This is a genomic window from Pseudonocardia tropica (assembly GCF_040105315.1).
Taxonomy (GTDB): Bacteria; Actinomycetota; Actinomycetes; order Mycobacteriales; family Pseudonocardiaceae; genus Pseudonocardia; species Pseudonocardia alni.
On record NZ_JBEDNP010000005.1, the window covers coordinates 191,782 to 215,152 of the forward strand.

Annotated in this window: 25 protein-coding genes; 14 read left to right on the forward strand and 11 right to left on the reverse strand. The window is 74.6% G+C overall.

Translation table 11 applies throughout. From position 1 onward, the window contains the following. Positions 1–2 precede the first annotated feature (2 nt). Positions 3–1,217, reverse strand: a complete 1,215-nt coding sequence (locus WHI96_RS10775; protein WP_345649581.1) for a cytochrome P450 — start codon at positions 1,215–1,217, stop codon at positions 3–5. A 178-nt stretch (positions 1,218–1,395) separates the two neighbouring features. Here WHI96_RS10775 and WHI96_RS10780 point away from each other — a divergent pair, with 178 nt between their 5' ends. From WHI96_RS10780 to WHI96_RS10795, 4 genes are all read left to right on the forward strand, one after another. Next, positions 1,396–3,093: an L-lactate permease gene (locus WHI96_RS10780; RefSeq protein ID WP_345649584.1), complete on the forward strand. Its 1,698-nt coding sequence runs from the start codon at positions 1,396–1,398 to the stop codon at positions 3,091–3,093. A 35-nt stretch (positions 3,094–3,128) separates the two neighbouring features. Continuing rightward, positions 3,129–3,677, forward strand: a complete 549-nt coding sequence (locus WHI96_RS10785; protein WP_345649587.1) for a GNAT family N-acetyltransferase — start codon at positions 3,129–3,131, stop codon at positions 3,675–3,677. Positions 3,678–3,763: 86 nt separating this feature from the next. Continuing rightward, positions 3,764–4,438, forward strand: a complete 675-nt coding sequence (locus tag WHI96_RS10790) for an HAD family hydrolase (RefSeq protein ID WP_345649590.1) — start codon at positions 3,764–3,766, stop codon at positions 4,436–4,438. Between the two features lie 333 nt (positions 4,439–4,771). Beyond that, positions 4,772–5,128, forward strand: coding sequence for a hypothetical protein (locus WHI96_RS10795; protein WP_345649593.1), 357 nt, complete (start codon positions 4,772–4,774; stop codon positions 5,126–5,128). A gap of 52 nt (positions 5,129–5,180) precedes the next feature. On the opposite strand, the gene WHI96_RS10800 is transcribed toward WHI96_RS10795, so the two are convergent. The 4 genes from WHI96_RS10800 to WHI96_RS10815 form a co-directional block, all read right to left on the reverse strand. Continuing rightward, positions 5,181–5,726, reverse strand: a complete 546-nt coding sequence (locus tag WHI96_RS10800) for an NAD(P)H-dependent oxidoreductase (protein ID WP_345649596.1) — start codon at positions 5,724–5,726, stop codon at positions 5,181–5,183. Then, positions 5,723–6,265: a flavin reductase family protein gene (locus WHI96_RS10805; RefSeq protein WP_345649601.1), complete on the reverse strand. Its 543-nt coding sequence runs from the start codon at positions 6,263–6,265 to the stop codon at positions 5,723–5,725. Before WHI96_RS10805 ends, WHI96_RS10800 begins: the two co-directional genes overlap by 4 nt. Before the next feature lie 256 nt (positions 6,266–6,521). Next, the gene (locus WHI96_RS10810; protein WP_345649604.1) at positions 6,522–7,670 is read right to left on the reverse strand and encodes a sigma-70 family RNA polymerase sigma factor; all 1,149 of its coding nucleotides are present in this window, start codon (positions 7,668–7,670) and stop codon (positions 6,522–6,524) included. A 203-nt stretch (positions 7,671–7,873) separates the two neighbouring features. Then, positions 7,874–9,160 (reverse strand): alpha/beta fold hydrolase, encoded by a 1,287-nt coding sequence (locus WHI96_RS10815; RefSeq protein ID WP_345649607.1) that lies wholly within the window; start codon positions 9,158–9,160, stop codon positions 7,874–7,876. Positions 9,161–9,496: 336 nt separating this feature from the next. Here WHI96_RS10815 and WHI96_RS10820 point away from each other — a divergent pair, with 336 nt between their 5' ends. The 4 genes from WHI96_RS10820 to WHI96_RS10835 all read left to right on the forward strand — a co-directional run bounded on the left by WHI96_RS10820 (position 9,497) and on the right by WHI96_RS10835 (position 13,888). Further along, entirely contained in the window at positions 9,497–11,287 is a 1,791-nt protein-coding gene (locus WHI96_RS10820) for a PHA/PHB synthase family protein (RefSeq protein ID WP_345649610.1), read from the forward strand. A 219-nt stretch (positions 11,288–11,506) separates the two neighbouring features. Next, positions 11,507–12,004 (forward strand): helix-turn-helix domain-containing protein, encoded by a 498-nt coding sequence (locus tag WHI96_RS10825; RefSeq protein WP_345649613.1) that lies wholly within the window; start codon positions 11,507–11,509, stop codon positions 12,002–12,004. A 108-nt stretch (positions 12,005–12,112) separates the two neighbouring features. Next, the gene (locus WHI96_RS10830; protein WP_345649615.1) at positions 12,113–12,475 is read left to right on the forward strand and encodes a hypothetical protein; all 363 of its coding nucleotides are present in this window, start codon (positions 12,113–12,115) and stop codon (positions 12,473–12,475) included. Positions 12,476–12,577: 102 nt separating this feature from the next. Next, positions 12,578–13,888: a patatin-like phospholipase family protein gene (locus WHI96_RS10835; RefSeq protein WP_345649617.1), complete on the forward strand. Its 1,311-nt coding sequence runs from the start codon at positions 12,578–12,580 to the stop codon at positions 13,886–13,888. Between the two features lie 12 nt (positions 13,889–13,900). Here the strand turns inward: WHI96_RS10835 and WHI96_RS10840 are convergent, their stop codons facing one another. From WHI96_RS10840 to WHI96_RS10850, 3 genes are all read right to left on the reverse strand, one after another. Further along, entirely contained in the window at positions 13,901–14,185 is a 285-nt protein-coding gene (locus WHI96_RS10840) for a YggT family protein (RefSeq protein ID WP_345649620.1), read from the reverse strand. A 69-nt stretch (positions 14,186–14,254) separates the two neighbouring features. Then, complete coding sequence (dtd, locus tag WHI96_RS10845) at positions 14,255–14,716, reverse strand: D-aminoacyl-tRNA deacylase (protein WP_345649623.1); 462 nt, start codon at positions 14,714–14,716, stop codon at positions 14,255–14,257. Then, positions 14,713–16,293 carry a DUF7782 domain-containing protein gene (locus WHI96_RS10850; protein ID WP_345649626.1) on the reverse strand — a complete coding sequence of 527 codons (1,581 nt, stop codon included), beginning with the start codon at positions 16,291–16,293 and terminating at the stop codon, positions 14,713–14,715. The genes dtd and WHI96_RS10850 overlap by 4 nt, the downstream gene beginning before the upstream one ends. A 10-nt stretch (positions 16,294–16,303) precedes the next feature. Between WHI96_RS10850 and WHI96_RS10855 the strand changes: the two genes are divergently transcribed. The 3 genes from WHI96_RS10855 to WHI96_RS10865 are packed head-to-tail and all read left to right on the forward strand — an operon-like array spanning position 16,304 to position 18,516. Beyond that, a complete protein-coding gene (locus WHI96_RS10855) occupies positions 16,304–16,894 on the forward strand; it encodes an HhH-GPD-type base excision DNA repair protein (RefSeq protein WP_251786297.1) in 591 nt (196 codons plus the stop codon). 27 nt (positions 16,895–16,921) lie between these two features. After that, positions 16,922–17,329 carry an ArsR/SmtB family transcription factor gene (locus WHI96_RS10860; RefSeq protein ID WP_062402532.1) on the forward strand — a complete coding sequence of 136 codons (408 nt, stop codon included), beginning with the start codon at positions 16,922–16,924 and terminating at the stop codon, positions 17,327–17,329. Then, complete coding sequence (locus tag WHI96_RS10865; protein WP_345649633.1) at positions 17,326–18,516, forward strand: AMP nucleosidase; 1,191 nt, start codon at positions 17,326–17,328, stop codon at positions 18,514–18,516. The genes WHI96_RS10860 and WHI96_RS10865 overlap by 4 nt, the downstream gene beginning before the upstream one ends. 25 nt (positions 18,517–18,541) lie before the next feature. Here the strand turns inward: WHI96_RS10865 and WHI96_RS10870 are convergent, their stop codons facing one another. Next, positions 18,542–20,287: a GNAT family N-acetyltransferase gene (locus WHI96_RS10870; protein ID WP_345649636.1), complete on the reverse strand. Its 1,746-nt coding sequence runs from the start codon at positions 20,285–20,287 to the stop codon at positions 18,542–18,544. A 40-nt stretch (positions 20,288–20,327) separates the two neighbouring features. On the opposite strand from WHI96_RS10870, the gene WHI96_RS10875 reads away from it, so the two are divergent. From WHI96_RS10875 to WHI96_RS10885, 3 genes are read left to right on the forward strand one after another with little or no spacing between them, the layout of a single operon-like run. Continuing rightward, a complete protein-coding gene (locus WHI96_RS10875; protein WP_345649639.1) occupies positions 20,328–21,227 on the forward strand; it encodes an alpha/beta fold hydrolase in 900 nt (299 codons plus the stop codon). Continuing rightward, complete coding sequence (locus WHI96_RS10880; RefSeq protein ID WP_345649642.1) at positions 21,220–21,618, forward strand: DUF3099 domain-containing protein; 399 nt, start codon at positions 21,220–21,222, stop codon at positions 21,616–21,618. The genes WHI96_RS10875 and WHI96_RS10880 overlap by 8 nt, the downstream gene beginning before the upstream one ends. A 26-nt stretch (positions 21,619–21,644) precedes the next feature. After that, positions 21,645–21,899, forward strand: coding sequence for a DUF3039 domain-containing protein (locus WHI96_RS10885; protein WP_062404655.1), 255 nt, complete (start codon positions 21,645–21,647; stop codon positions 21,897–21,899). Positions 21,900–21,905: 6 nt separating this feature from the next. On the opposite strand, the gene WHI96_RS10890 is transcribed toward WHI96_RS10885, so the two are convergent. Then, complete coding sequence (locus WHI96_RS10890) at positions 21,906–22,466, reverse strand: GNAT family N-acetyltransferase (RefSeq protein ID WP_345649646.1); 561 nt, start codon at positions 22,464–22,466, stop codon at positions 21,906–21,908. A 58-nt stretch (positions 22,467–22,524) separates the two neighbouring features. Next, complete coding sequence (locus tag WHI96_RS10895) at positions 22,525–23,370, reverse strand: alpha/beta fold hydrolase (protein WP_345649649.1); 846 nt, start codon at positions 23,368–23,370, stop codon at positions 22,525–22,527. Between the last annotated feature and the right edge of the window lies 1 nt (position 23,371).

A 23,371-nucleotide genomic window follows, 5' to 3' on the forward strand; every position in this document is an offset into this window, starting at 1 on the left:
ACTCACCAGGTCACCGGCAGCGTGTGCATGCCGTAGACGAAGTGGTAGGCCCGGAAGGCCTCGGGCGGGACCGGCCCGGCCGGGGCGAGCGTGGGGAAGCGGCGGAGCAGGGCGGGGAACGCCGTCGCCATCTCCATCCGGGCCAGCGGGGCGCCGAGGCAGTGGTGCACGCCGTGCCCGAACGCGACGTGCCCGGCCGCGCCGCGGGTGAGGTCGAGGCGGGCGGGGTCGTCGAACCCGGACCCGGTGTCGCGGTTGGCCGTGGGCAGGGAGCACATCACCAGCGACCGCGCCGGGATCGGGGTGTCGCGCAGGACGGTGTCGGTCGTCGTCACCCGGACCACTCCGGTGTGCACGATCGACAGCCACCGGAGCAGCTCCTCCACGGCGGGCCGGGCCAGCTCGGGGTCGCCGCGCAGCAGCGCGGCCTGCCCCGGGTCCTCCAGCAGCGCCAGGGTGCCCAGCGACAGCATGTTCGACGTCGTCTCGTGCCCGGCGATCAGCAGCAGCGACGCGATCCCGACCAGCTCGTCGTGGCCGATCTCCTCGCCGTGCTCGCGGATCAGCATGCCGAGGATGTCCTCGCCCGGGTCGACCAGCGCCGCATCGACGAGCCGGGACATGTAGGCGCGGTTCTCCCGGCCCACGGCCAGGCGCTCCCGGGCGGGCAGGGACACGTCGAGCAGGCGCGTCGAGCGGGCGGTGAACTCGTCGCGGTCGGTGTAGGGCACCCCGAGCAGCTCGCAGATGACCATCGACGGCACCGGCAGGGCGAACAGGGGGACCAGGTCGGCACCCGGCCCGGCGGCCTCCAGCGCGTCGAGGTGGGTGTCGACGATCTCGGTGATCCGCGGCTCCAGGCGGGCCATCCGGCGCTGGGTGAACTCGCGGGTGAGGAAGCGGCGCAGACGGGTGTGCTCCGGCGGGTCCTGCAGCAGCAGCTGGCCGGCCCGCATCTGCTCCTGCTCGCGCTCCGACAGCGGCGGTGCGTCCGGGCGGGTCAGCTCGGCGCTCCCGGCGTTGGAGTAGGTTGCGGCGTCGCCGAGCACGTGCCGCACGTCGTCGTAGCGGGTGACGAGGTAGGCCTCGGCGCCGAAGGCGGTCCGCACCCGCGGGACGTCGCCGGAGTCGCGGATGCGCTCCAGCTCGGCGTCGGGCAGGAACCGGTCGCGGCGCATGTGCAGCGGGAGCGTGAAGTCCGTGGCGGTGTCGGTCATGGTGCTGGCCTCCGGAGGGTCGCGGGCGCGTCGCACTCCACGGTAACCGCTCAAACGACAGTGTGCTCTCGTTTCGGGCGTCCTGTCCGGTACGCCCCGGATGACCGCCGAACCGGTGAATCCGGGCGAACCGTGACAGGCTGCGACCGTCATCGGCGACGACTCCCGGGGTGGACCCGTGTTCCAGCAAGATCCCGAACCGCTCGGCAGCGTCTGGCTGTCCGCGCTCGTCGCACTGCTCCCGCTGGTGGCGATCTTCGTGACGCTGGGTGCCCTGCGCTGGAAGGCGCACTGGGCCGGGCTGGCCGCGCTCGTCGTCGCGGTCGTGGTCGCGGTGACGGCCTTCGGGATGCCGGTGCACCTGGCGCTGCTCTCGGCCACCGAGGGAGCGGTGTTCGGCCTGTTCCCGATCATGTGGATCGTCTTCACCGCGATCTGGCTCTACCAGCTCACCGTGGCCGCGGGCCGGTTCGAGGACCTGCGCGCCGCGTTCGGGCTCATCTCCGACGACCCCCGGGTGCAGGCGATCATCATCGCGTTCTGCTTCGGCGGGCTGCTCGAGGCCCTCGCCGGGTTCGGCGCCCCGGTGGCGATCACCGGCGTCATGCTGATGGCGCTCGGGTTCTCCCCGGTCCGGGCGGCGGTCGTCGTGCTGCTGGCCAACACCGCCCCGGTCGCGTTCGGCGCGGTCGGCACCCCGATCATCACCGCGGGCACCCTCACCGGGATCCCGTACAACGAGATCGGTGCCGTGGTCGGCCACCAGACCCCGGTCCTCGCGTTCGTCGTCCCGACGCTGCTGGTGCTGCTCGTCGACGGGAAGCGCGGGGTGCGCCAGGTCTGGCCGGTCGCACTCGTCATCGGGCTCGCGTTCGCCGTCGCCCAGTGGCTGGCCGCCACCTACCTGTCGGTCGAGCTCACCGACATCGTCGCCTCGCTGGCCGGGCTGGCCGCCGGCGTGGTCCTGCTGCGCTTCTGGCAGCCGCGCGGCGGCGCCGAGGCGATGGAGACGCTGCGCATCGAGCGCACCGCCGACGCGCCCGTCGAGGACCCGGGCGGCGACGGCGGCGGGTCCGTCGCGACCGAGCAGCGCACCCTCGCCGAGCGCTCGCAGGCGCTGTCGGTCGGCAGGCTGTTCATGGCCTTCGCGCCGTACCTGCTGATCATCGTGGTGTTCTCGGTGGCGAAGCTGGTCGGCCCGGTGTCGACCTTCCTGGCCGGCACCGACCTCAAGATCGGCTGGCCGGGGCTGGACGGACAGGTCCTCGGCGCGTCCGGGGACCCGGTGTCGACCACGACCTACAGCTTCCAGTGGCTGTCCTCGCCCGGCTCGCTGCTGCTGATCTGCGGCATCGGCGTCGCGGTGATGTACCGGCTCTCGCCCGCGACGGCGGTCCGGGAGTTCGCCGCCACCGCGTACAAGCTGCGGTTCGCCTTCCTCACCGTGGCCACCGTCCTCGCGCTGGCCTACGTGATGAACCTGTCCGGGCAGACGATCTCCATCGGCACCTGGATCGCCGGGACCGGTGCGGCCTTCGCCTTCCTGTCGCCGATCCTCGGCTGGCTCGGCACCGCGGTCACCGGCTCGGACACCTCGGCCAACGCCCTGTTCGCGACGCTGCAGCAGACCGCGGCCGAGCGGGCGGGCCTGGACCCGCACCTGATGGTCGCGGCGAACACCTCCGGCGGCGTCGTCGGGAAGATGATCAGCCCGCAGAACCTCACCATCGCGGCGACGGCCGTGGGCATCGCGGGCCGGGAGTCCGAACTGTTCCGGCGGACGATCCTGTGGAGCGTCGGGCTGCTCGCGGTGCTGTGCGTGCTGGTGTTCCTGCAGTCGACCCCGGTGCTCGGATGGATGCTCCCGACCTTCTAGGGCGCACCGCCGGGCACTGCGGAAGGATCACCGGAGTGCGTCTCACCGTCCTGCCCACCGCCGATCTCGGGCCGGACGGGCTCCGCGCCCTGCGTGCCCTGCTCGACGCCGCCTTCCCCGCCGGCGCCGACGGGACCGGCGGGTTCGACGACACCTCGTTCGACCACGCCCTGGGCGGGGTGCACGTCCTGGCCGGCCCGCCGCACGAGCCGGTCGGGCACGCCGCCGTCGTCGCGCGGCGGGTGCTGCACGGCGGTGTCGCGCTCCGGACCGGCTACGTCGAGGCCGTCGCCGTACGTCCCGGGAGGCAGGGCGGCGGGCTCGGCGGGCTGCTCATGGCCGAGGTGGACCGGATCGTGCGCGGTGGCTTCCGGCTCGGGGCCCTCGGCGCCGCCGACCGCGCCGCCCGGCTCTACCGCAGGCACGGCTGGCGGCGCTGGTCCGGGCCGCTGGCCGCGCTCACCCCGGACGGCGTCGTCGACACCCCGGACGAGCGCGGCGCCGTGCACGTCCTGCCCGTCGACGCGCCGCTCGATCCGGCCCGCGCGCTGGTCTGCGACTGGCGCGACGGCGAGCTGTGGTGACGCCCGCCCCGGAGTGACGCGGCCGGTTCACCCGGATGTCGCCCCGGGGTCGGGTGATCGCAACCCGGCGCCGGTGGAGTTCCCCTGTGCAACTGGCGGTGCTCGACCTGGCGGGGACGACGATGGTCGACGACGGGCTCGTGCTCGCCGGACTGCGGGCGGGCCTGCGCGCCGCCGGGGTCCGCGTCGACGGTCCCTGCTACCCCGCGCTGCACCGGCAGGCCCGCGCGACGATGGACCGCCCGGTCATGTCGGTGCTGGGCGAGCTGCTCGACGGCGACATGTACCGCGCCCGCCGCGCGCACTCCGCGTTCGCCGAGCACCTGCACGCCGCGCTGGACGCAGGGCGCGTCCGGCCGGTCCCGGGTGCCGCCGACACGCTCGACGCGCTCCGCGACGGCGGTCTCAGCGTAGCCCTGACCTGCGGTTTCGAACCCGAACTGCGGGACCGGCTGGTGGCGGCACTGGGGTTCGGCGAGCGCGCGGACATGGTCCTGTCGCCCGCCGACGTCGACGGCCGCGGCCTGCCCGAGCCCGACCTGCTCCACGCCGCCGCCCGGCGCGCCGGGACCGAGCCCGCCCGGGTCGCGGTGGCCGGCGACGCCACCGCCGACATCGACGCCGCCGTCCGGGCGGGGGCGGGGCTCGCCGTCGGGGTGCGGGGCGGGGCGCACGGCGAGCCGCGGCTGCGCGCGGCGGGCGCGGACGCCGTCATCGACTCGGTCGCGGACCTGCCCGCGCTGCTCGGCCTCCCCAGCTGAGTCGCCGACCCCCGGCCCCGATCGCAGCCCACCCGGGCTGCTCACCGCGGACCAGCGAACGGGTCACCGGGCGGGTACCGGCAGCGGCATCGACGACACCGTCCGCCACCCGGGCGCCGCCGCCGTCAGGGTGACCTCGGTGCCGGCCGCACCGGCGGGCGACGTGCCGGTGCCGGTGCCGCCGGCGGGCCGGCACGTCGCGTCCTGGTCGCGACCGCGTCCAGCCTGCTCGGCGCACTCGTCGCGCCGGCCTGCGCCCGCTCGGCCGTGCGCACCCCGGCACCGGCGCCGCAGGGTTGACGGCCGGTGCCGTGACGAGCAGCGTGCGGTCTCGTGACGACACTGCTGGTGATCGGCTTCGATCCGGCGCGGATCCCCGGGTACGACCCGGCACCCGTGCTCGCCGCCCTGGAACGGGGCCGCGACGCCTACCGCGCGGCCGGGATCGAGGCGACCGAGGTCCTCGTCGGCCCGGACGGCGAGCCGGCGCGGATCACCGCGGCGCTCACCGCCCGCCGCTACGACTGCGTGCTCGTCGGAGGCGGGCTCCGCACGCCCCCGGAGTGCCTGGTGCTGTTCGAGCGGGTGGTGAACCTGGTGCACCGGCACGCCCCGGACTCGGTGATCGCGTTCAACACCTCACCCGTCGACGGCGCCGAGGCCGCCCTGCGCGCACTGGCCGCCGCGTGAGGGCGCGGGAGCGGGCCGCCGACGCCCTGGCCCGCGGCCGCCCGGTGCCGCCTCAGACGACGGGCGTGATCGCGCGCAGCGCCTCGGAGCCCCGCACCGCCGCGGTCAGGTCGGCCAGTGCCCGCCCGTGCGCCGCGGCGAGCTCCGCGGACTGCTCGGTCAGGGTGTTGCGGTCCACGTAGCCGGAGTGGTCGAGGTAGAGCCCGGGGGAGAGGACCTGGACCGCGAAGAACCCGGCCAGCACCGACCGGAGCCCGTCGACGGCGAGGAAGTGGTGCCCGCTCGCGCCGGTCAGCACGACCGCGGCCGCCTTGCCCTGGAGCGGGGCGGTCTTCTCGCCCCACCTCCCGCGCTCGGTGGCCTCCAGCAGCGCCCGCAGCGACGCCGTGTGCCCGGCCCGGTAGACCGGGCTGCCGAACACGACGGCGTCGGCGTCGGAGAAGGCCGCGGTGATCTCGGCGACGGGGGTCTGCGACAGCTCGATCAGCGCGGTGTCGGCCCCGGTTCCGGCGAGGATCCCGGCGACGGCGGCCGCCGTGCGCCCGCCCGGCTCCGGTCCGGCCACGACCCCGATGATCCGGCCCGCGGTGCCGCTCACGACGCGGCCCGCGGGGTGAGGGCGTAGGTGCCGCGATGGAACAGCAGCGGCAGCCGTTCCGGGTCCGCGCCGAGCGCGTCGACCCTGGCGGCGACGATCGTGTGGTCGCCCCCGTCGTACTCGTTCCACAGGGTGCAGTCGGCCCAGGCGCCGACGCCGTCGAGGACCGGCGAGCCCGACGGCGCCGCCGCCCAGGACACCCCGGCGAACTTGTCGACCCCGGAGCGGGCGAACCCGGCGCTGTGGTGCTCGTGGTCGGCGGCCAGCACGTTCACGCAGAACCGGCCCACCTCGCGGATGCGCGGCCAGGTCGAGGACCCGCGCGAGGGCGCGAAGCTCACCAGCGGCGGGTCCAGCGACAGCGAGGCGAAGGACTGACAGGTGAACCCGATCGGCCCGTCCGGACCGATCGCGGTCACCACGACGACGCCGGACGCGAAGGCGCCCAGAACGTCGCGCATGGTCTCCGGGGTCACCGAGGGGGTCACCGGGGCGTCGGAGTGCGCGCCCACGGCCGGTCCGGTGGAGGAGCGGGACATGACCCGACTGTAGGCGCGCCGCGCCGCGCGGGACAACGATCACGGCCGGGGGTGGCACGCGCCACCGCGGTCCGACGCGGTCGGGGACCGTGTCGCCGTATCGGGTCCGGAATCGATCCGGTAGACATCCCCGTGCCGTGCACCCCGAACTCGTGGGGAGCCCCGGGGTGCCCGAGACGGCAACGGCCGGCGGAGCGATCGCTCCGCCGGCCGTCCTTCACCGGGGCCGGGTGGGGGGACGCCCGGCCGGCCCGGGTCAGCTCGCGTAGGCGCGCAGCTTGTCGGCGCGCTCGCCGACCCGCAGCTTCGACATGACCTCGCGCTCGATCTGGCGCACCCGCTCGCGGGAGAGCTTGAAGGCGCGCCCGATCTGGTCGAGTGTGTGCGGCTGGCCGTCGTCGAGGCCGAAGCGCATCCGGATGACCTTCTGCTCGCGGTCCTCCAGGGTGGACAGCACCCGGCGGAGGTCGTCGTGCAGCAGGCTCGAGATCACGGTGTTCTCGGCGTCGGTCGCCTCGGCGTCCTCGATGAAGTCACCGAGCGGTGCCTCCTCCTCGGATCCGACCGGCATGTCCAGGCTCACCGGGTCGCGGGCGTGGTCGAGCAGGTCCTGGATCTTGTGCTCCGGGATGCCCGACTCGGCCGCCAGCTCGGCCTCGCTCGGCTCGCGGCCCTGGCGCTGGTGCATGTCCCGCTTGATCCGGGCCAGCTTGTTGACCTGCTCCACCAGGTGCACGGGCAGCCGGATGGTGCGGGCCTGGTCGGCCATGCCCCGCGTGATGGCCTGCCGGATCCACCAGGTCGCGTAGGTCGAGAACTTGAAGCCCTTGGTGTAGTCGAACTTCTCCACCGCGCGGATCAGGCCCAGGTTGCCCTCCTGGATCAGGTCCAGCAGCGGCATCCCGCGCCCGGTGTAGCGCTTGGCCAGCGAGACCACCAGGCGGAGGTTCGCCTCCAGCAGGTGGTTCTTGGCCAGCAGCCCGTCGCGGACGACCGCGCGCAGGTCGCGGCGGTACTGCAGGTCCAGCCCGTCGAGCGTGCCGTCGGCGGCGGCGGTGTCCAGCCGGTGCTGGGCGAACACGCCGGCCTCGATGCGACGGGCCAGCTCGACCTCCTGCGCCGCGGTCAGCAGCGCGGTCTTGCCGATGCCGTTGAGGTAGACGCGCACCAGGTCCGCGGCGGGGCTCTGGGCGTCGAGATCCTCCGCCACGGCGGCCGCGGCACCGGGTACGGTGGTGTCCAGTGCGGTGCCTCCGTCGCCGTCGGTGCGACGGCGGGAGCTGCGAGCGACCTGGGGGGCGGTCCGCTTCGCGCCGGACGACGACACGGTGGCGCGAGCGGGGGCCTCGGTCGTGAGGCGCGGGCCGGGTACGGCCGGAGCGGTCGTGGTCACCGTCATGTGCATTTCCTCCCCTGCTCGGGCTGCGGCGGGCGATTGATGGGCCTCGCCGCTTGCCCTGTACGGGGTCAACGCATCCGTTCCGGGGATCGTTCCCACGACGCGGCCCCGCAGGCCGGGAAATGTGCCTGCGGGGCCGTGTCCTCGGTCACATGCAGTTGCGGTTCTCTCAGGGTCCTCTTAGAGAGCGACCAGTCCGGGCGAGCCGGTCAGGGTGCGGGCACCCGGGGGGTGTCCCGCGGGTCGGCCACCGCGCGGACGCTGCTGCGCCGCCGCGACGCCTTGCCGGCCCCGGTGTCCTTCTTCCCCGGCACCGAGTGGCCGTAGACGGCCTCCATCAGCACCGGCCAGTCGTGGCGCAGCGCGTCGCGGCCCATGAACAGCCCCAGGTGGCCCGCGGTCGCCGTCCGGTAGGTGACGTCCGCGGCCGGGGTCCCGACCTTCTCCGCCGCGGCGAACAGCTGCGGGGCAGGGGTGATGTGGTCCGCGGAGCCCGCCAGCAGCAGCAGCGGGCAGTCGATCGCCCCCATGTCGACGGTCCGGCCGTCGACGGTGAGCGTGCCGTTGATCAGCCGGTTCTTCCAGAACAGGTTCTCCACCAGCCACAGGTAGAACGTGCCGGGGATGTCCTGGGTGTACTTGAACCAGTCCTCGAACACCCGGTAGCGCTCGACGTGGGTGGGGTCGTCGATGTTCTCCAGCAGCTGCAGCTGCCGTGAGATCTCCGACTGCGGCTGGATCGAGATGAAGTTCGACAGGACCGCCGAGCCCGGCATGTTGCCGCCGCCCGCGGCGACCAGCGCCTTGTAGGGCGCCATCCCCATCGTCCCCGCCATCAGCCGGGTCGAGGCGGCGATCACCGACTCGCCGGCGTGGAAGTCGATCGGGGCCCCGGCCAGGGTCAGGGTGTTGACCCGGTCCGGGTGCAGCGCGGCGTAGATCGTCGCCAGCCAGCCGCCCTGGCAGTCGCCCACCAGGTTGGCCCTCCCGCCCATCCGCCGGATGGACCGGTCGATCACCTCGAGGTAGTCGGTGATCGTGACGTTCTTCGTCGCGGTCGTCGCGGGCCGCCAGTCCAGCGCGTAGACCTTCGTCAGGCCCGAGGCGCGGATCATCGCGATCTGGCTCTGCTGCGGCGAGTAGTCCACGACGGTGGACGAGTGCCCGGCCTGGGGCGGCAGCACCAGGGTCGGGACCACGTCGTCGTCGCGGTGCTCGGCGGCGGTGAAGTCGCGCAGCGACGCGAACGGCGTCGACAGCACGACCTCGTTGGCCAGGTGCCAGGTCGGCTCGCGCCGGTCGGCCATCGCCGAGATCCACAGCAGCCCGCGTCGGGCGGCGTCGCCGGGCCGGGCGACCCGCTGGACCGCGTCGATCCAGTAGGCGCCGGTGGCGCGGCCGACCTCGGCCACCACTTTGGTCAGGTTCCGGGCGTTGTAGGACACGAGGTACCGGAGGGGGTCCGGCCGGTCGTCGCTCCCGGTGGCCGCGGCCACGGGAGTCTCGGGAAGGGCATGCGGTCCCTGCGCCCTGGGGGGTGCGGACCGTCGGGTGGTCGCCGTGCTCATGGGCCTCTCCCATCAACTCTGCTGACCGGCGGCTGTCCGGGTTACACGACGGTAAAGCGTGATCGGTATGTCAAGCAAGCGCAGACCTACTCTTGAGTAGTGCTTGCTTCGCTTAGCGCAGGTGAGAGGCCTTACAACAATCCGGGGCTGCCTACCGGCGAGTACGCGGTCACCATGTCTCCATCCCGTTGCGCCTCCCGTTCCCTGTGGGACCACGGGAACCCCTGCCACGGAGACCGAACCGGCCGTCAGGAGTGACGAACAGTGACCACGCAGCCCGTACCCCAGCCCGAGTCCGAGAACGGCAGCGCCGCCGCGTCGAACCAGGCCGCGGAGGTGCTGCGACGGCAGGCGGCGGGTCTCGTGCGCGACCTGCGCGAGCTCGCCAGCCCCGCGGGGCTCGCCGCGAAGGTCGACCCGGTCGGCTTCGGCGGGGCGCTCGGCGAGGCGGCCCGCTCGCTGGTCACCCGGCCCGGCGCGGTGCTGCGCACCGGGCTGGGCTTCGGCGTCGACTCGGCCAGGGCGGTGTCCGCCGCGGCCGCGCGCGCCGTCGGCGGGACGACCACCGGTCCGGCGTCGCTGCCGGAGAAGGACAAGCGCTACGCCGACCCGGCCTGGGAGGGGAACGCCTGGTACTACCTGGCCCGCCAGGAGCACACCCTGATCGCCGACCGGCTGACCGAACTGTCGCAGGCCGCCCGTGTCTCGCCGACCGCGCGCCGCAAGCTGGACTGGCTCGTCGGCCAGATCGTCGAGGCGCTGGCCCCGCCGAACGCGGTCCTCACCAACCCGGCCTGGCCGAAGAAGATCGTCGAGACCGGCGGGCTGAACATCGTGCGGGGCGCGCGCAACATCCTGCGCGACGCCGTGCAGAACCACGGGATGCCGAGCCAGGTCACCCCCGGCGCCTTCCAGGTGGGCAAGGACCTCGCGGTCACACCGGGCCAGGTGGTCTTCCGCAACCGGCTGATCGAGCTCATCCAGTACGAGCCGCAGACCGACAAGGTCCACGAGGTCCCGCTGCTCATGAGCCCGCCGTGGATCAACAAGTACTACATCATGGACCTCGCGCCGCAGAGGTCGCTGGTGGAGTGGGCGGTGCAGCACGGCCACACCGTCTTCATGATCAGCTACCGCAACCCGGACTCGTCGCTGGCCGACGTGACGATGAGCGACTACCTGCAGGAGGGCCCGGTCACGGCCCTGGAGGTCGTCCGCGAGATCACCGGCCGGCAGAAGGTCAACGTCGCCGGGCTCTGCCTGGGCGGCGCGCTGTCCGCGGCGATGACGGCGTGGCTGGAGGCCAAGGGCGACCAGCGCGTCAACTCGCTCACCCTGATGAACACGCTGCTCGACTACTCCGGCCCGGGCCAGCTGGGCGTGTTCACCGACGAGAAGACGGTCAACCGGCTCGAGCGGAGCATGCGCAAGGACGGGTACCTGCCCGCCACCAGCATGAAGACGACCTTCGACCTGCTGCGGTCCACCGACCTGGTCTGGAACTACGTCGTCAACGACTGGATGCTCGGCGAGGACCCGAAGCCGTTCGACATGCTGACCTGGAACTCCGACTCCACCCGCATGCCGGCCGCGATGCAGACCGAGTACCTGCGCACGCTGTACCTGGAGAACCGCTTCGCCGAGGGCAAGCTGGAGCTCGCGGGGGAGCGGCTCGACGTGGCCGACATCCGGCCCGACAGCTACATCGTCACCGCGGAGTCCGACCACATCGCGCCCTGGAAGTCGGTCTACACCGGGGCGTCGAAGATCGGCGGTACCGTGCGCTTCGTGCTGTCGAACTCCGGGCACATCGCCGGCGTGGTCAACCCGCCGTCGCCGAAGTCGCGTCACTGGTTCGGCGAGAGCGGCGAACTCCCGGCCCGCGCCGAGGACTGGCGCGACGACGCCACCGAGCGCAAGGCCTCCTGGTGGGAGGACTGGACGCCGTGGATCGCCGAGCGCGCGGGCAAGGAGGTCGCGGCGCCGAAGAGGATCGGGTCGGACGCGCACCCGCCGCTGGAGCCCGCCCCCGGCCGTTACGTGTTGCGGGGCTGATCCACCACGCGGACCCCGGATCCGACCCGGTGATCACCGCTGGTCACCGGGTCGGACCTGTGTCCACGATGGACAGTGGTCGGCTCTGTCCACTGTCGATACGGCATCGGATGCGTGCGCAACCGCCGTCCGGCGGGGAGAATGCGACGCCATGGACCGCGTACGTTCTGTGCCCGCGCGCCGGCGACCGCCGCGCGGGCCCCTCCGGGCGGTGACGCCGTGAGCCGCGCGGGGGAGGCCCGCACGCACGGCGGGAGCCGGCCGCACAGCGCCGGGGAGACCGCCGCCGACGAGCTGCGCGAGAACGGCCGTCGGGCCGCCGAGGACGCCTGGAGTGCGCAGGTGAACGCCCTGGGTGGGTTCATCCGGGCGCAGCGGCAGATGGCCAAGCTCTCGCTGCGCGAGATGGCGGCGATGACCAAGGTGTCCAACGCCTACCTCAGCCAGGTCGAGCGGGGGCTGCACCAGCCGTCGCTGAAGGTGCTGCGCTCGATCGCCGACGCGCTGCACCTCAACACCGACCAGATGCTCAGCCGGGCAGGCTGGTCGGTCGGCGACCCGGACACCGCCGGCGACGCCGATCCGGCCGAGGAGGCCGCTCCCGCGGCCGTGCCGCCGCCGGGTGTCGAGGCCGCGATCGAGGCCGACGCGCGGCTGTCCGACGAGCAGAAGTCGGCTCTGCTGGGGGTGTACCGGAGCTTCGTGCAGCGGGACTGAGCATCGTGCTTGACATACTTAACGGGAGTGCGTAGTTTTCTTGGCATGCCGGGGTGCTCGTCCGCACCCCGTCCACACCGAGAACCATCTCCCGGGAGGGAAATACCGATGACCGCCTCCACCGAGCAGTTCGTCGACATCGCCAAGCGCGGCCAGGACCTCGTCACCGAGTCCGTCCGCGGGTGGACCGAGGCCGCGAGCGGCCTGGCCCGCCAGTTCGGCGCCGGTGACCGCCCGCAGCTGCCCGACGCGGGCGCCGCCGTCGAGCGCGCCTTCGACTTCTACGAGCAGGTGCTCGGCCACCAGCGCGAGTTCGCCCGCACGGTCGTGGGCGCGGGCACCTCGGTGTTCGACCAGGTCACCGAGCAGGCGACCAAGGCCGCCGAGGCCGTGACCGAGCACGCCGGGCGCAGCACCGAGGCCGCCGCGGAGAAGACCGCGCGCCCCACCCGGAGCACCGCAGGCAAGTGACCCCGTCCGACGACGGCCCCCACCCGGGAACGGGTGGGGGCCGTCGTCGTGTGTGACCGGGTCGCGCTGTCCCTACCCACCGGTCCGCGCGAGGGTGGCGGCATGAGTCCCCGCACCCGGCCCCGCCGCATCGCGATCGCCTGCCAGGGCGGTGGCAGCCACACCGCGTTCACCGCGGGCGTCCTGGCTCGGCTGCTGCGCTCGGACGTCCTCGGATCCACCGAGGACCCGGCCGAGGTCGTCGCGATCTCGGGCACCTCCGGCGGTGCGATCTGCGCACTCGTCGCCTGGGACCGGCTGCGCGACGGACAGTCCCCCGACCGGCGCGAGGCCGCGGCGAGGGCACTGGAGGAGTTCTGGGCCGACAACGCCGCCCGCACCCCGCTGGAACGCCTCACCAACCTGGGCGTGGTGACGGCGGGTGCGCTGCAGGGGCTCGGGCTCGTCCCGGCGGGCACCCCGTACCTGGTGCCGCGCCCGTTCGACGGCACCCGCCAGTTCCTCGACCTGGTCTCCCGGCACGTGGACTTCGCCGCCATCGGTCCGGACCCGGCGGGTACCGCGCCGCTGCTGCTGCTCGGCGCCGTCGACGTGCTGACGGGGAAGTTCCGGGCGTTCTCCAGCCGCACCGACACCCTGACCGCCGAGACCGTGCTCGCCTCGGCCGCGATCCCCACCCTGTTCCGCGCGGTGCACACCGCGGGCGGCGTCTACTGGGACGGGCTGTTCTCGCAGAACCCGCCCACCCGCGACCTGCTCGACACCGACCCCGACGAGCTGTGGGTCGTGCAGATCAACCCGTCGGAGACCGACAGCGAGCCGCGCAGCCCGATCGAGATCGCCGACCGGCGCAACGCACTGGCCGGCAACCTGTCGCTCAACCAGGAGCTCGGGTTCATCGAGACCATCGACCGGCTGCTCGCCGACGGGAGCCTCGGCCCGGACTCGGGCTACCGGCAGGTGACCGTCCGGGTGCTGGAGATGCCGGCCAGCACGGTGCGGTCCCGGCTGCTCGGTGCCGCCTCCAAGATCGACCGCGACGTCGCCTTCCTCGACCACCTGCAGCGCCGGGGCGCCGCCGCGGCCGACCGGTTCCTCGGCGCGCTGGCCTTCGAGCGGGCCGTGCGCGACGCCGACCCGGCCGCGGTCGCCGCCGCCGTCACCCCGGACGCGACCCTGACCTCGACCGCCCCGTTCCGGGAGCGACCGTCCCCGGTGCCGCTGCTCGCCCACCTCGGCGAGCTGCTCGACGGGGAGTTCACCGTCGACCCGACCCGCAAGCAGGTCGCCCGCGACACCGCGGAGTGGGCCGTGCGGGTGCGCCGCGACGGCGTCGTCGCCGACGGGCTGGCCGAGGCCGGCCTCGACGAGGACGGCCGGGTCACCGCGCTGCGGCTCGGCCCGGCCCGCTGACGGCCGGCGGGATCAGAACGGGATCAGCGGCACCACGACCAGGCGTGCCAGCAGCACGGCCACGAACACGATCAGCACCGACAGGTCGAGCCCGACCGCGCCCATCCGGACCGGCTGGACGCGCCGGCGGATCGGGGCGACGACCGGCTCGGTCAGGCCGTGGGTGATGCGGCGGGCGGTGTCGAGCACGGCGCCGCCGCGTCCGGAGCCGAGCACGTCGATCCAGTCCACGACGACCCGGGCGACCAGCACGAGCTGGAACAGGCCCAACAGCCAGGACAGCAGGGAGGCGACCATGTCCCCATCGTCCCCTTTCCGGCTGAGAGTCCGGTGAGAGACGGCTGAGACCTGGGCCCGGTACCGGCCTCAGGCCTCGACCAGGACCGTGAACGGGCCGTCGTTGACCGACTCCACGGCCATCCGCGCGCCGAACTCCCCGGTCCCGACGGTGGCGCCGCGTCCGCGCAGCGCGGCCACCACCGCGTCGACGACCGGCCCGGCGTCCTGCGGGCGGGCCGCCGCCGACCAGGACGGCCTGCGTCCCCTGCGGGTCTCGCCGTACAGGGTGAACTGGCTCACCACGAGCAGCGGGGCGCCGGAGTCCGCGCACGAGAGCTCGTCGCGCAGGATGCGCAGCTCGTGCAGCTTGCGGGCCATCGTGTCGACCTTCCGCGCGGTCGCGGCGGGGTCGGTGCCGACGTCGTCGGCGTGCACGCCGAGCAGCACCAGCAGCCCGGGCCCGATCTCCCCGGACACCCGCGGCGGTGTGCCGTCGGGCGCCTCGACCGTCACCGACGCCCGCCGCACGCGGGCGACGACGGCCCTCACCCGACCGGCCCGGACGGCGACGCGGCCGCGGTCCGCGCGGGCACCGGGTGCGGCCAGCCGTGGACCGGCTGGAGCAGGCCGTGCCGGACGAACTCCCGCACCGCGGGCAGCGTCGCCGCGACCAGCGCGTCGACCGGCAGGTCGTGGGCGTAGGACAGCAGCGCCAGCAGCTCGGACAGCGGCAGGTCGCCGCGGCAGCCGGCCAGCAGCGCCGCGGCCGGGGCGTCGACGGGGTGCTCCCAGCCGGGGCCGCCCCAGCGGCGCACGGTCGTCGACAGCTCGGCCCAGCCGCCGTCCGGGTCGACCGACGAGGCCGACTCCAGCACCGTCTCCGGGGCGAGCAGCAGCCGTGCGCCGAGCAGGTCCTCGTCGCGGGTGTGGGCGCGCAGCCAGTCCACCCGGTCCAGCCAGCCGGTCATCTCCCGGCCCAGGCCCTCGCCCAGCTCGCCGGGCAGGTCCTCGATCACGACGGTCGGCTCGCTGTCGGTGCGGCGCAGCATGAGGAACCCGAACCCGACCCCCTCCACCCGCTCGGCGGCCATCCAGTCCAGCCAGGTCCCGGCCTGCCCCCGGGCCGCCCGCGAGCCCGGGACCAGCCCGGCGTCGCGCTGCCAGGTGCCGACGTGCAGGCCCGGGTCGACGACCTCACGCTGCAGGACCCAGGCGTCGACGCCGTCGGGCAGCCAGGACCGCACCCGGTCCGGCCAGTCCTCGCCGCGCACGTGCAGCCACGACCCCAGCAGCTGCGCGACCCCGCCCGGGTTGAGCAGGCCGGGCAGCTCGCCCAGCAGCGCGGCCAGCGCGGAGTCCCCGGCGGCACCGGAGTCGCGGTAGACGTAGTCCACCCGCGGCGGGCCCGGCACGAACGGCGGGTTGGACACCACCTGGTCGAAGCGCTCCCCGGCCACCGGGGCGAACCACGGGCCCTCGCGCAGGTCGACCTCCACCCCGGACAGCCCCAGCGACAGCCGGGCCAGCGCCAGCGCGCGCGGCAGCACGTCGGTCGCGGTGACCCGCAGCGCGTGCCGGGAGCCGTGCAGCGCCTGCACCCCGCAGCCGGTGCCCAGGTCGAGCAGGGTGCCGACCGGGCGGCGGACGGTCGCCGCGGCCAGCGTCAGCGACGCCCCGCCGACGCCGGTGACGTGCTCGCGGTCCTGCCGCGCGGCCGGGGTGTCGATGTCGGACACCACCCACCAGTCGGTGCCCGGCTCGCCGTCGGCGCCGGGGCCCTCGCCGTAGGGGCGCACGTCCAGCGCGGCCCGGATGCCCTCCGGGGTGCGGCGCAGGATCCGGCCCGCCAGCAGCGGGTCCAGGTCGCCGAGCGCCGCGGTCACCGCCGGCTCGGGCTCGGTGTCCTCCAGCAGGAACAGCCGCACCAGGGTGCCGAGCTCCCCGCCGTCGCGGCTGGCCCGGGCCGCGGGCTCCGGCTCGCCGCGGGTCAGTGCGTCGTGCGCGGAGCGGCCCAACAGGGCGCGCACACCGTCCGGGGTGTAGCCGGCGTCGAGCAGGCAGCCGCGGACGCGTTCGATGTCACCGGCGTCGAGATGGGGGAGCACCCGCCCATTGTCGCGTGCCATCCTGTGCGGCATGAGCGGGATCTGCATCGCCCAGGAACCGGAGGCCGACGCGCTGCTGGAACGCGAGCCCCTCGCGCTGCTGATCGGCATGCTGCTCGACCAGCAGATCCAGATGGAGGTCGCGTTCCGCGGCCCGCTGAAGCTGCACGAGCGCCTCGGCGGGCTCGACGTGCGCGTCATCGCCGACCACGACCCCGAGGGGTTCGCGGCGCTGGCCACCACCCCGCCCGCCATCCACCGCTACGGCGGCTCCATGGCCAGGCGGGTGCAGGAGATGTGCCGCGCGATCGTCGAGGACTGGGACGGGGACCCGGCCGCGATCTGGACCCGCGACGACCCCGACGGGCGCGAGGTGCTGCGCAGGCTCAAGGCGCTGCCCGGCTACGGCGAGCAGAAGGCGAAGATCTTCGTCGCGATCCTCGGCAAGCAGTACGGGGTCACCCCGGACGGCTGGCGGGAGGCCGCCGGGGACTACGGCGCCGACGGCACCCGGCTCTCCGCGGCCGACGTCGTCGACTCCCGGACCCTGCTCGAGGTGCGCGACACGAAGAAGGCGATCAAGGCCGCGGCGCGCGAGAAGAAGGCCGCTGCGGCGAAGTGATCCGCCGACAGGGCTAGCATCACAGGCGTGCACAAGGTTCCGGAGGCGCTCGCCGGCGCACGCGTGATCGACCCGGACCAGGTCTGCGACGCCGTCGCGGTGCTCGCCGACGCCACCAAGGTGGCCGAGGTCGCGACCGTCCTGGACGTCCTGGGCGAGGTCAACCGCCTGTCGCTGCTGCTCGCGCTGCAGCACGCCGGGGACCTCTGCGTCTCCGACCTCGCCGTCGCCGTCGGGATGAGCGACTCGGCCGTCTCGCACGCGCTGCGCCTGCTGCGCGCGCACGGCATGGTCACCGCCCACCGCGAGGGGCGGCTGGTCCGCTACCGGCTGACCGACGGGCTCGCCCGCCGCGTGCTGGAGATCGTGTCGGCGGTCGCCGTCGCCCCGGGCGCGCTGCATGCGCACGGCGCCGACGACGGGGACGCGTCGTGACGCCCGCGATGATCGAACAGGTCCGTCCGCCGGTCCCGGCCGAGAAGGTCGACCACGAGATCGCCCGGCTGCTCGACGCCCTCCAGTCGGTCTACGACGACGGCTGGTACCCCGAGCTCGAGGTCGTGCGCCCCTGGTCGACGCACAACCCGCGCATCTCCGGGGAGTTCGCCCGGCCGTGCGCGATCCGCCGCTACCTGCACCGGGAGCTGCGCGGCCTGCTCGCCGCCGGGGCCACCGTCACCGCCCGCGCGGCCCGCCCGGCCCGGGCGTTCACCGACCCGGAGTTCTTCGCCGCGCTCGACGAGGACCGCTTCGACCTGCGGGTCAAGAAGCTGTTCCTGTTCGGCCCGGAGCGCATGGCGCTCTCGCTGGACCGCCTCTCGCACTACACCGGCACCCCCGCCGAGTCCTTCCAGCGGCACGTGCTGTTCACCAACTACGCGATGCACGTCGAGTCGTTCCTGGAGCGCTTCCCCGACGCCGAGCGGCCCGACCGCGCCGGCGTCCAGATGCCCGCCTACCACCACCCGGGCGCCGACGGCGACGGCGTGACCCTGGTGAACATCGGCGTGGGCCCGGCCAACGCCAAGACCGTCACCGACCACCTCGCCGTGCTCCGCCCGGACACCATGATCATGATCGGGCACTGCGGGGGCCTGCGGAACCGCCAGGAGCTGGGCGACTTCGTGCTGGCCACCGCCTACCAGCGGGCCGACCACGTGCTCGACGAGGTGCTCCCGGCCGACGTGCCGGTCATCCCGAGCATCCGGCTCAACGGCTACCTGATGGACGCGCTCGGCGCGGCCGAGGCGACCTGGCGGCCGGGGGTCGTGCACACCACCGACAACCGCAACTGGGAGTTCAACCAGGCCGCGACGCTGCACCGGATGCGGCTGGCCCGCGCCGTGGCGGTGGACATGGAGTCCGCGACGATCGCCGCCAACGGGTTCCGCTACCGGATCCCGAACGCGACCCTGCTGTGCGTGTCGGACAAGCCGCTGCACGCCGAGCCCAAGCTGGCCGGCGGCGCGCGGGCGTTCTACGAGGCGAGCAAGCGCAAGCACCTCGGGATCGCGCTGGACGCGCTGGACCGGGTCCGCGCCGAGCACCCCGACGGCCTGCCCGGCTCCGAGGTCCGCTCCGCCGACGAGCCGCTGCTCGGCAACGGGCCCGACGGCGCCTGACCGACGGCCCGGGCGACGGCGGGGGTCAGAGCGGCCGCGTGTACCCGGCCCGGTCGGGCTCGTAGCCCAGCCGCGCCAGGAACCGGTGCGGCCCGTCCCCGGCGGTGTCCCCGGCCCGCGCCAGGACGGCGCCGCGGGCCCGCCCGTGCTCGTGCGCCCACTCCACCAGCGCCGAGCCGACCCCGCGCCGTCGCCACCCGACGGCGACCCGCAGCCCCTCGACCTGCAGCCGGGTCGCGCCGCGCAGGGCGGGCCCGGGCAGGATCGTGAGCTGCACGGTCGCGACCACCCGGCCGTCGCCGGCGCGGGCGACCGCGAGGAACCGGCCGGGGTCGCGGTCCAGGGCGTCGAAGGCCTCCTCGTAGGGCGCCAGGTCCGGGTCGTCGTCGTCGGCGTCGGCGTCCCCGGAACCCGACAGCAGCGCGACGACCGCCGCGACGTCGGCCCGGGTGGCCCGGTCGACGACGAGCCGGTCCCCGGCCAGCACGACGTCCGCGCCCGCCGGGTGGGCGCTGGACCGGACGCCGTCGACGACCCGGTCCAGCCAGGCGCCGACGTTCTCCCGCGCCTCGTCGGTGTCGGGGTAGCGGCAGCGCAGGTGCAGACCCGCCTCGTCGAGGATGAACCACACCATCACGCCGTCGGCGTCGCCCGCCGAGCTGACGTACTGCGCGTCCAGCCCGGCGTGGTCGATGCGCACCGGCAGCCGTCGCAGGTCCAGCCAGGAGATCGCGAACATGCCGGGCGCCTCGGGCATCCCGCCCCACGGGGCCAGCACGTCGTCGAGCGGCCAGGAGCCGAGCCGCACGGCCTCGCGGACGGCGTCGGCGCAGGCCCGCGGATCCGGGTCGCGCGCGTCGATCACCGCGTTGGTGATGAACCAGCCGACCGAGCCGTGCCAGCGGTCGTCGTAGCGGCTGTGCACGGGGAACACCGCGCGCAGCGGGGCGTGCGCCAGCTCCCGGGTGGTGCGGGTCATGACCGAGGTGACCAGGGCCAGCGTCGAGACCCCGGACCGGCGGGCCCGGCGCTCGAACAGCGCGCAGTCGTCGACGCCGAGCACGTCACGCACCTCGACGCGCTCCGGGGGAGCGGGGGTGAGCTCGCCCAGCGGCAGCGGGAAGCGGGGCATCACGTCGCCGCCCGCGGCCAGGATCTCGGCCCAGCGCTGCCGGACCTCGTCGGGCGCGGGCTCCCGGCCGGCCAGGGCGGCGGTGTGCTCGGCGAAGGGGCGCACGGTCCCGGGCGGCAGCGTCCCGCCCAGGCCCTGCACGAGGTCGCGCAGGACCACCAGCAGCGACCACATGTCCACGTGGGCGTGGTCGGCGGCCACGACGAGCGTCGGCCGGTCCGCGGTGAGGATCACGCAGAGCCGGTGCGACGGCGCCGCGTAGGGGGTGCAGCGCTCGTCGAGCATCCGGCGGACGGCGTCGTCGACGGCCTGGCCGGGCGCGACCGGGTGGGTGACCCAGCGGCCGGGACGCAGGTCCACCTCGTGCAGCCGGGGACCGTCCGGGCCAGGGGAGAAGACCGTGCGCAGCGTCCCGTGCCGGCGCAGCACCGCCAGCCAGGCCCCGGCCAGCGCGTCGAGGTCCACCGCGGGCAGCCGGCAGGTGATCGCCATCCACGAGCCCGGCCGGTCCCCGCGGCCGACGTGGCGGCGCTGGTCGAACGAGACCGGGACCGGGTGCCCGGTCCGGCCGACGGCGACGTCGTAGCCGAGCAGCGTCCCGTAGGGCAGGCGCAGGTGCGTCACGCTCGTCAACCGCATGGACATAACCTAGGCCGACGAAGATCGGGAGGCGTCACGCATGGCCACGTTCGGGATCGCCGGGGCGACACTGGACTTCGACGTCCGCGACACCCCCGGCGGTCCGGCGGTGGTGGCGCTGCACGGCCTCACCTCCAGCCGCCGCCGCGAGGCCCGGATGCGGCTCGACATCGCCTCCCGGGTCGAGGGGGTCCGGCTGCTGCGCTACGACGCGCGCGGCCACGGCCGCTCCGGGGGGACCACCGACCCCGCGGACTACCGGTGGCCCGCGCTGGCCCGGGACCTGCTGGGGCTGCTCGACCACGTCGTACCGGGGGAGCGGGTGCACGGGGTCGGGCCGTCGATGGGCGCCGGGACGCTGCTGCACGCCGCGCTGGCCGACCCGGGCCGGTTCGCCAGCCTCACCCTGATGCTGCCGCCGACCGCCTGGGGCACCCGTCGCGCCCGGTCCCGCGACTACGAGCGGTCCGCGACGGCCGTGGAGGCCGACGGCGTCGCGGCGCTCGACGCCGGAGCCGACGACGCGGACCTGCCCCCGGCCGCCCGGGGCCGCCCCCGGACCGAGCCCGACGTGCGCGCCGAGCTGCTCCCGGCGATCCTGCGCGGCGCGGCCGTCACCGACCTCCCCGCACCGGAGGAGCTGGAGCGGATCACGGTGCCGGTGCAGGTACTGGCCTGGACCGGGGATCCGGGGCATCCGGAGTCCACCGCGCAGACCCTGCGGGAGCGGCTGCCCGCGGCCGGGCTGTCGATCGCGGCGACCCCCGACGACGTCGTCTGGTGGTCGCGGTTGCTTGCCGCGCGGCTGCGCCGCTGGGAGACGCTCGACCCCACCGTCGACCGCGGGCCCGCCGATGTGCGCGAGGTGACCGGCGGGCGCCCGCGCGGGGATCGCGTAGGGGTGTCACCATGGAAAGGGAGGTGGTTCGACAGTGGCTGACCAGCGACGCGAGGACCCCGTTCTCATCACGGACGCGCAGATGTCCTACGAAGAGGAACTGGAGATCCGCAAGCGGCGCTACAAGTGGACGATGGGCATGCGGATCCCGTGCATGATCCTCGCCGGCGTCTTCTACCAGATCCCGTGGGTCGCGGTGACCCTGCTCGCGATCTCGGTGCCGTTGCCGTGGATCGCGGTGCTGATCGCGAACGACCGGCTGCCGCGTAAGGCGGAGACGCCCCACCGGCACCGGCAGCACCACCGGGCCATCGAGGCCCGTCCGCACCAGGTGATCGACCAGGGTGGCGACGATCCCGCCGGCCCCCGGCCCACCACCGACGACGAGCAGCCCACGGGGACCACAGGAGGCGGCACCGCCTCCCCGCCCTGAGGTCGCTCTCGGGCATCATGGGCGCCATGTCCACGACGACGCTGCCCGAGGTCGACACCCGGCCGGAGACCACCGACAAGACCGGTGACGACCGGCCGGACATGTTCCACTACGTCAAGAAGGACCGGATCGCCGAGAGCGCGGTCCTGGGGAACATGGTCGTCGCGCTGTGCGGCGAGACCTTCCCGGTGACCAAGTCGCCCAAGCCCGGGTCGCCGGTCTGCCCGCAGTGCAAGGAGATCTTCGAGGGGCTCCCCCCGGGTGGCGGCGACGGGGAGTGAGACCCCTCAGCCCCGCGCGAGCAGCAGCCGCAGCGGGGTGGAGGACGGGTCGCCGGGCACCGTGCGCAGCACGGTCTCGGTGACCATCCCGGCCGACCGGTAGAGCGCCAGCGCCGCGACGTTGTCCGCGGCCACCTCGAGCCACAGCCGTCCCGGGCCCGCCCAGGGCGGCCCGTCCGGGATGTCGCCGGTCGCACCGGGCACCCCGGCGACGGCGAGGGCGGCACCGAGCAGGGCCCGTCCGGCCCCGGTGCCGCGCCGGTCGGGGTGGACCACGAGCCGGTGCAGCTCGACGCCCGGTTCCGGGCCGCGTGGTGCGGCCAGCACGACGTAGCCCGCCGGGCCGGGCTCGCCCGGGCGTTCCAGGAGCAGGTGCAGCCGCGCCGGGTCGGCCGCGGCGTCGTCGTGCCACTCCGGTCCGGCGGCGACGCCGATGCCCGGGGCGCCGTCGTCGAGCGCGGCCAGTGCGGCCGAGTCCGCCGGGCCGCGCCACGGGCGCAGGACGGCGTCCCGGGTCGGGCGTACGGGCGTCGTGCGTTCACCGGTCGTCCGTGCGGGAGGCGCCACCCGGCCATCGTGCGTCCACCCGAGCGGTCCCGCTCGGCCGGGGGCGCACGGTGGCGGGTCAGGACCGCAGGAAGGCGTCGATCTCCGCGGCGAACGGCTCCGGGTCGAGCAGCAGCTCCAGGTGGCCGCCCGGGTAGCGGCTGATCCGGGAGCGGTGGATCCCGCGGTGCAGCATGGTGGCGTTGCCGCGCGGGACGATCGGGTCGTCGTCGCCGGCGAGGATGAGGGTGTCCGCGGTGATCGACGGCAGCAGCGGCAGGCTGGTCCACCCCGAGAGCGCCATCAGCTGGTAGTAGTAGCCGCGCATCGGGCCGCGCCGGGCCCCCGCGCCGAGCGCCTCCGCGGCCCGTTCCGGGTGGTCGCGCAGCGAGCCGCCGTAGATGCGGGCGGCGACGGCGTCGACGTAGGACGGGTCCTGGTGGCGCTTCGGCGAGGTCATGACCGCCATCACCCGCGGCGACGCGGGGATCATCAGTGCCCCCGGCCCGGTCGCGGCCAGCACGAGCTTGCGCACCCGGCGGCGACGGCTGATCGCCAGCTGCTGGGCCAGCATCCCGCCCCAGGAGAACCCCAGGACGTCGGCCTCCCGCACGCCCAGCTTCGTCAGCACCTGCCCGAGCCGGTGCGCCATCCACGTCAGGTGGTACGGCATCCGCGGCACCGCCGACCCACCGATGCCCGGCGGGTCGAACCGGATGACGTCGAGGTCCGCGGGCAGCGCCTCGACCAGCGGGTCGAGCACGTCGGTGGCTGCCCCGATGCCGTTGCACAGCAGCAGCGGGGTGCGGCGGGGGCCCGGGCCGGACGCGGGGCGTCGCACGACGCGCAGGGCACGGCCGCCGACGAGCACGTCGTGCTCCTCGAGGCCGGCGCCGCCGACGGGCCGTGAGCTGGAAGTGGTCATC

Coding starts and splice junctions, on each gene's coding strand:
- WHI96_RS10830 (WP_345649615.1), top strand. CDS start 12,113: ATGACCGCCTCCACCGAGCAGTTCGTCGACATCGCCAAGCGCGGCCAG.
- WHI96_RS10840 (WP_345649620.1), bottom strand. CDS start 14,185: ATGGTCGCCTCCCTGCTGTCCTGGCTGTTGGGCCTGTTCCAGCTCGTG.
- WHI96_RS10805 (WP_345649601.1), bottom strand. CDS start 6,265: ATGTCCCGCTCCTCCACCGGACCGGCCGTGGGCGCGCACTCCGACGCC.
- WHI96_RS10775 (WP_345649581.1), bottom strand. CDS start 1,217: ATGACCGACACCGCCACGGACTTCACGCTCCCGCTGCACATGCGCCGC.
- WHI96_RS10885 (WP_062404655.1), top strand. CDS start 21,645: ATGTCCACGACGACGCTGCCCGAGGTCGACACCCGGCCGGAGACCACC.
- WHI96_RS10895 (WP_345649649.1), bottom strand. CDS start 23,370: ATGACCACTTCCAGCTCACGGCCCGTCGGCGGCGCCGGCCTCGAGGAG.
- WHI96_RS10810 (WP_345649604.1), bottom strand. CDS start 7,670: ATGCACATGACGGTGACCACGACCGCTCCGGCCGTACCCGGCCCGCGC.
- WHI96_RS10875 (WP_345649639.1), top strand. CDS start 20,328: ATGGCCACGTTCGGGATCGCCGGGGCGACACTGGACTTCGACGTCCGC.
- WHI96_RS10855 (WP_251786297.1), top strand. CDS start 16,304: ATGAGCGGGATCTGCATCGCCCAGGAACCGGAGGCCGACGCGCTGCTG.
- WHI96_RS10835 (WP_345649617.1), top strand. CDS start 12,578: ATGAGTCCCCGCACCCGGCCCCGCCGCATCGCGATCGCCTGCCAGGGC.
- WHI96_RS10870 (WP_345649636.1), bottom strand. CDS start 20,287: ATGCGGTTGACGAGCGTGACGCACCTGCGCCTGCCCTACGGGACGCTG.
- WHI96_RS10850 (WP_345649626.1), bottom strand. CDS start 16,293: ATGGCACGCGACAATGGGCGGGTGCTCCCCCATCTCGACGCCGGTGAC.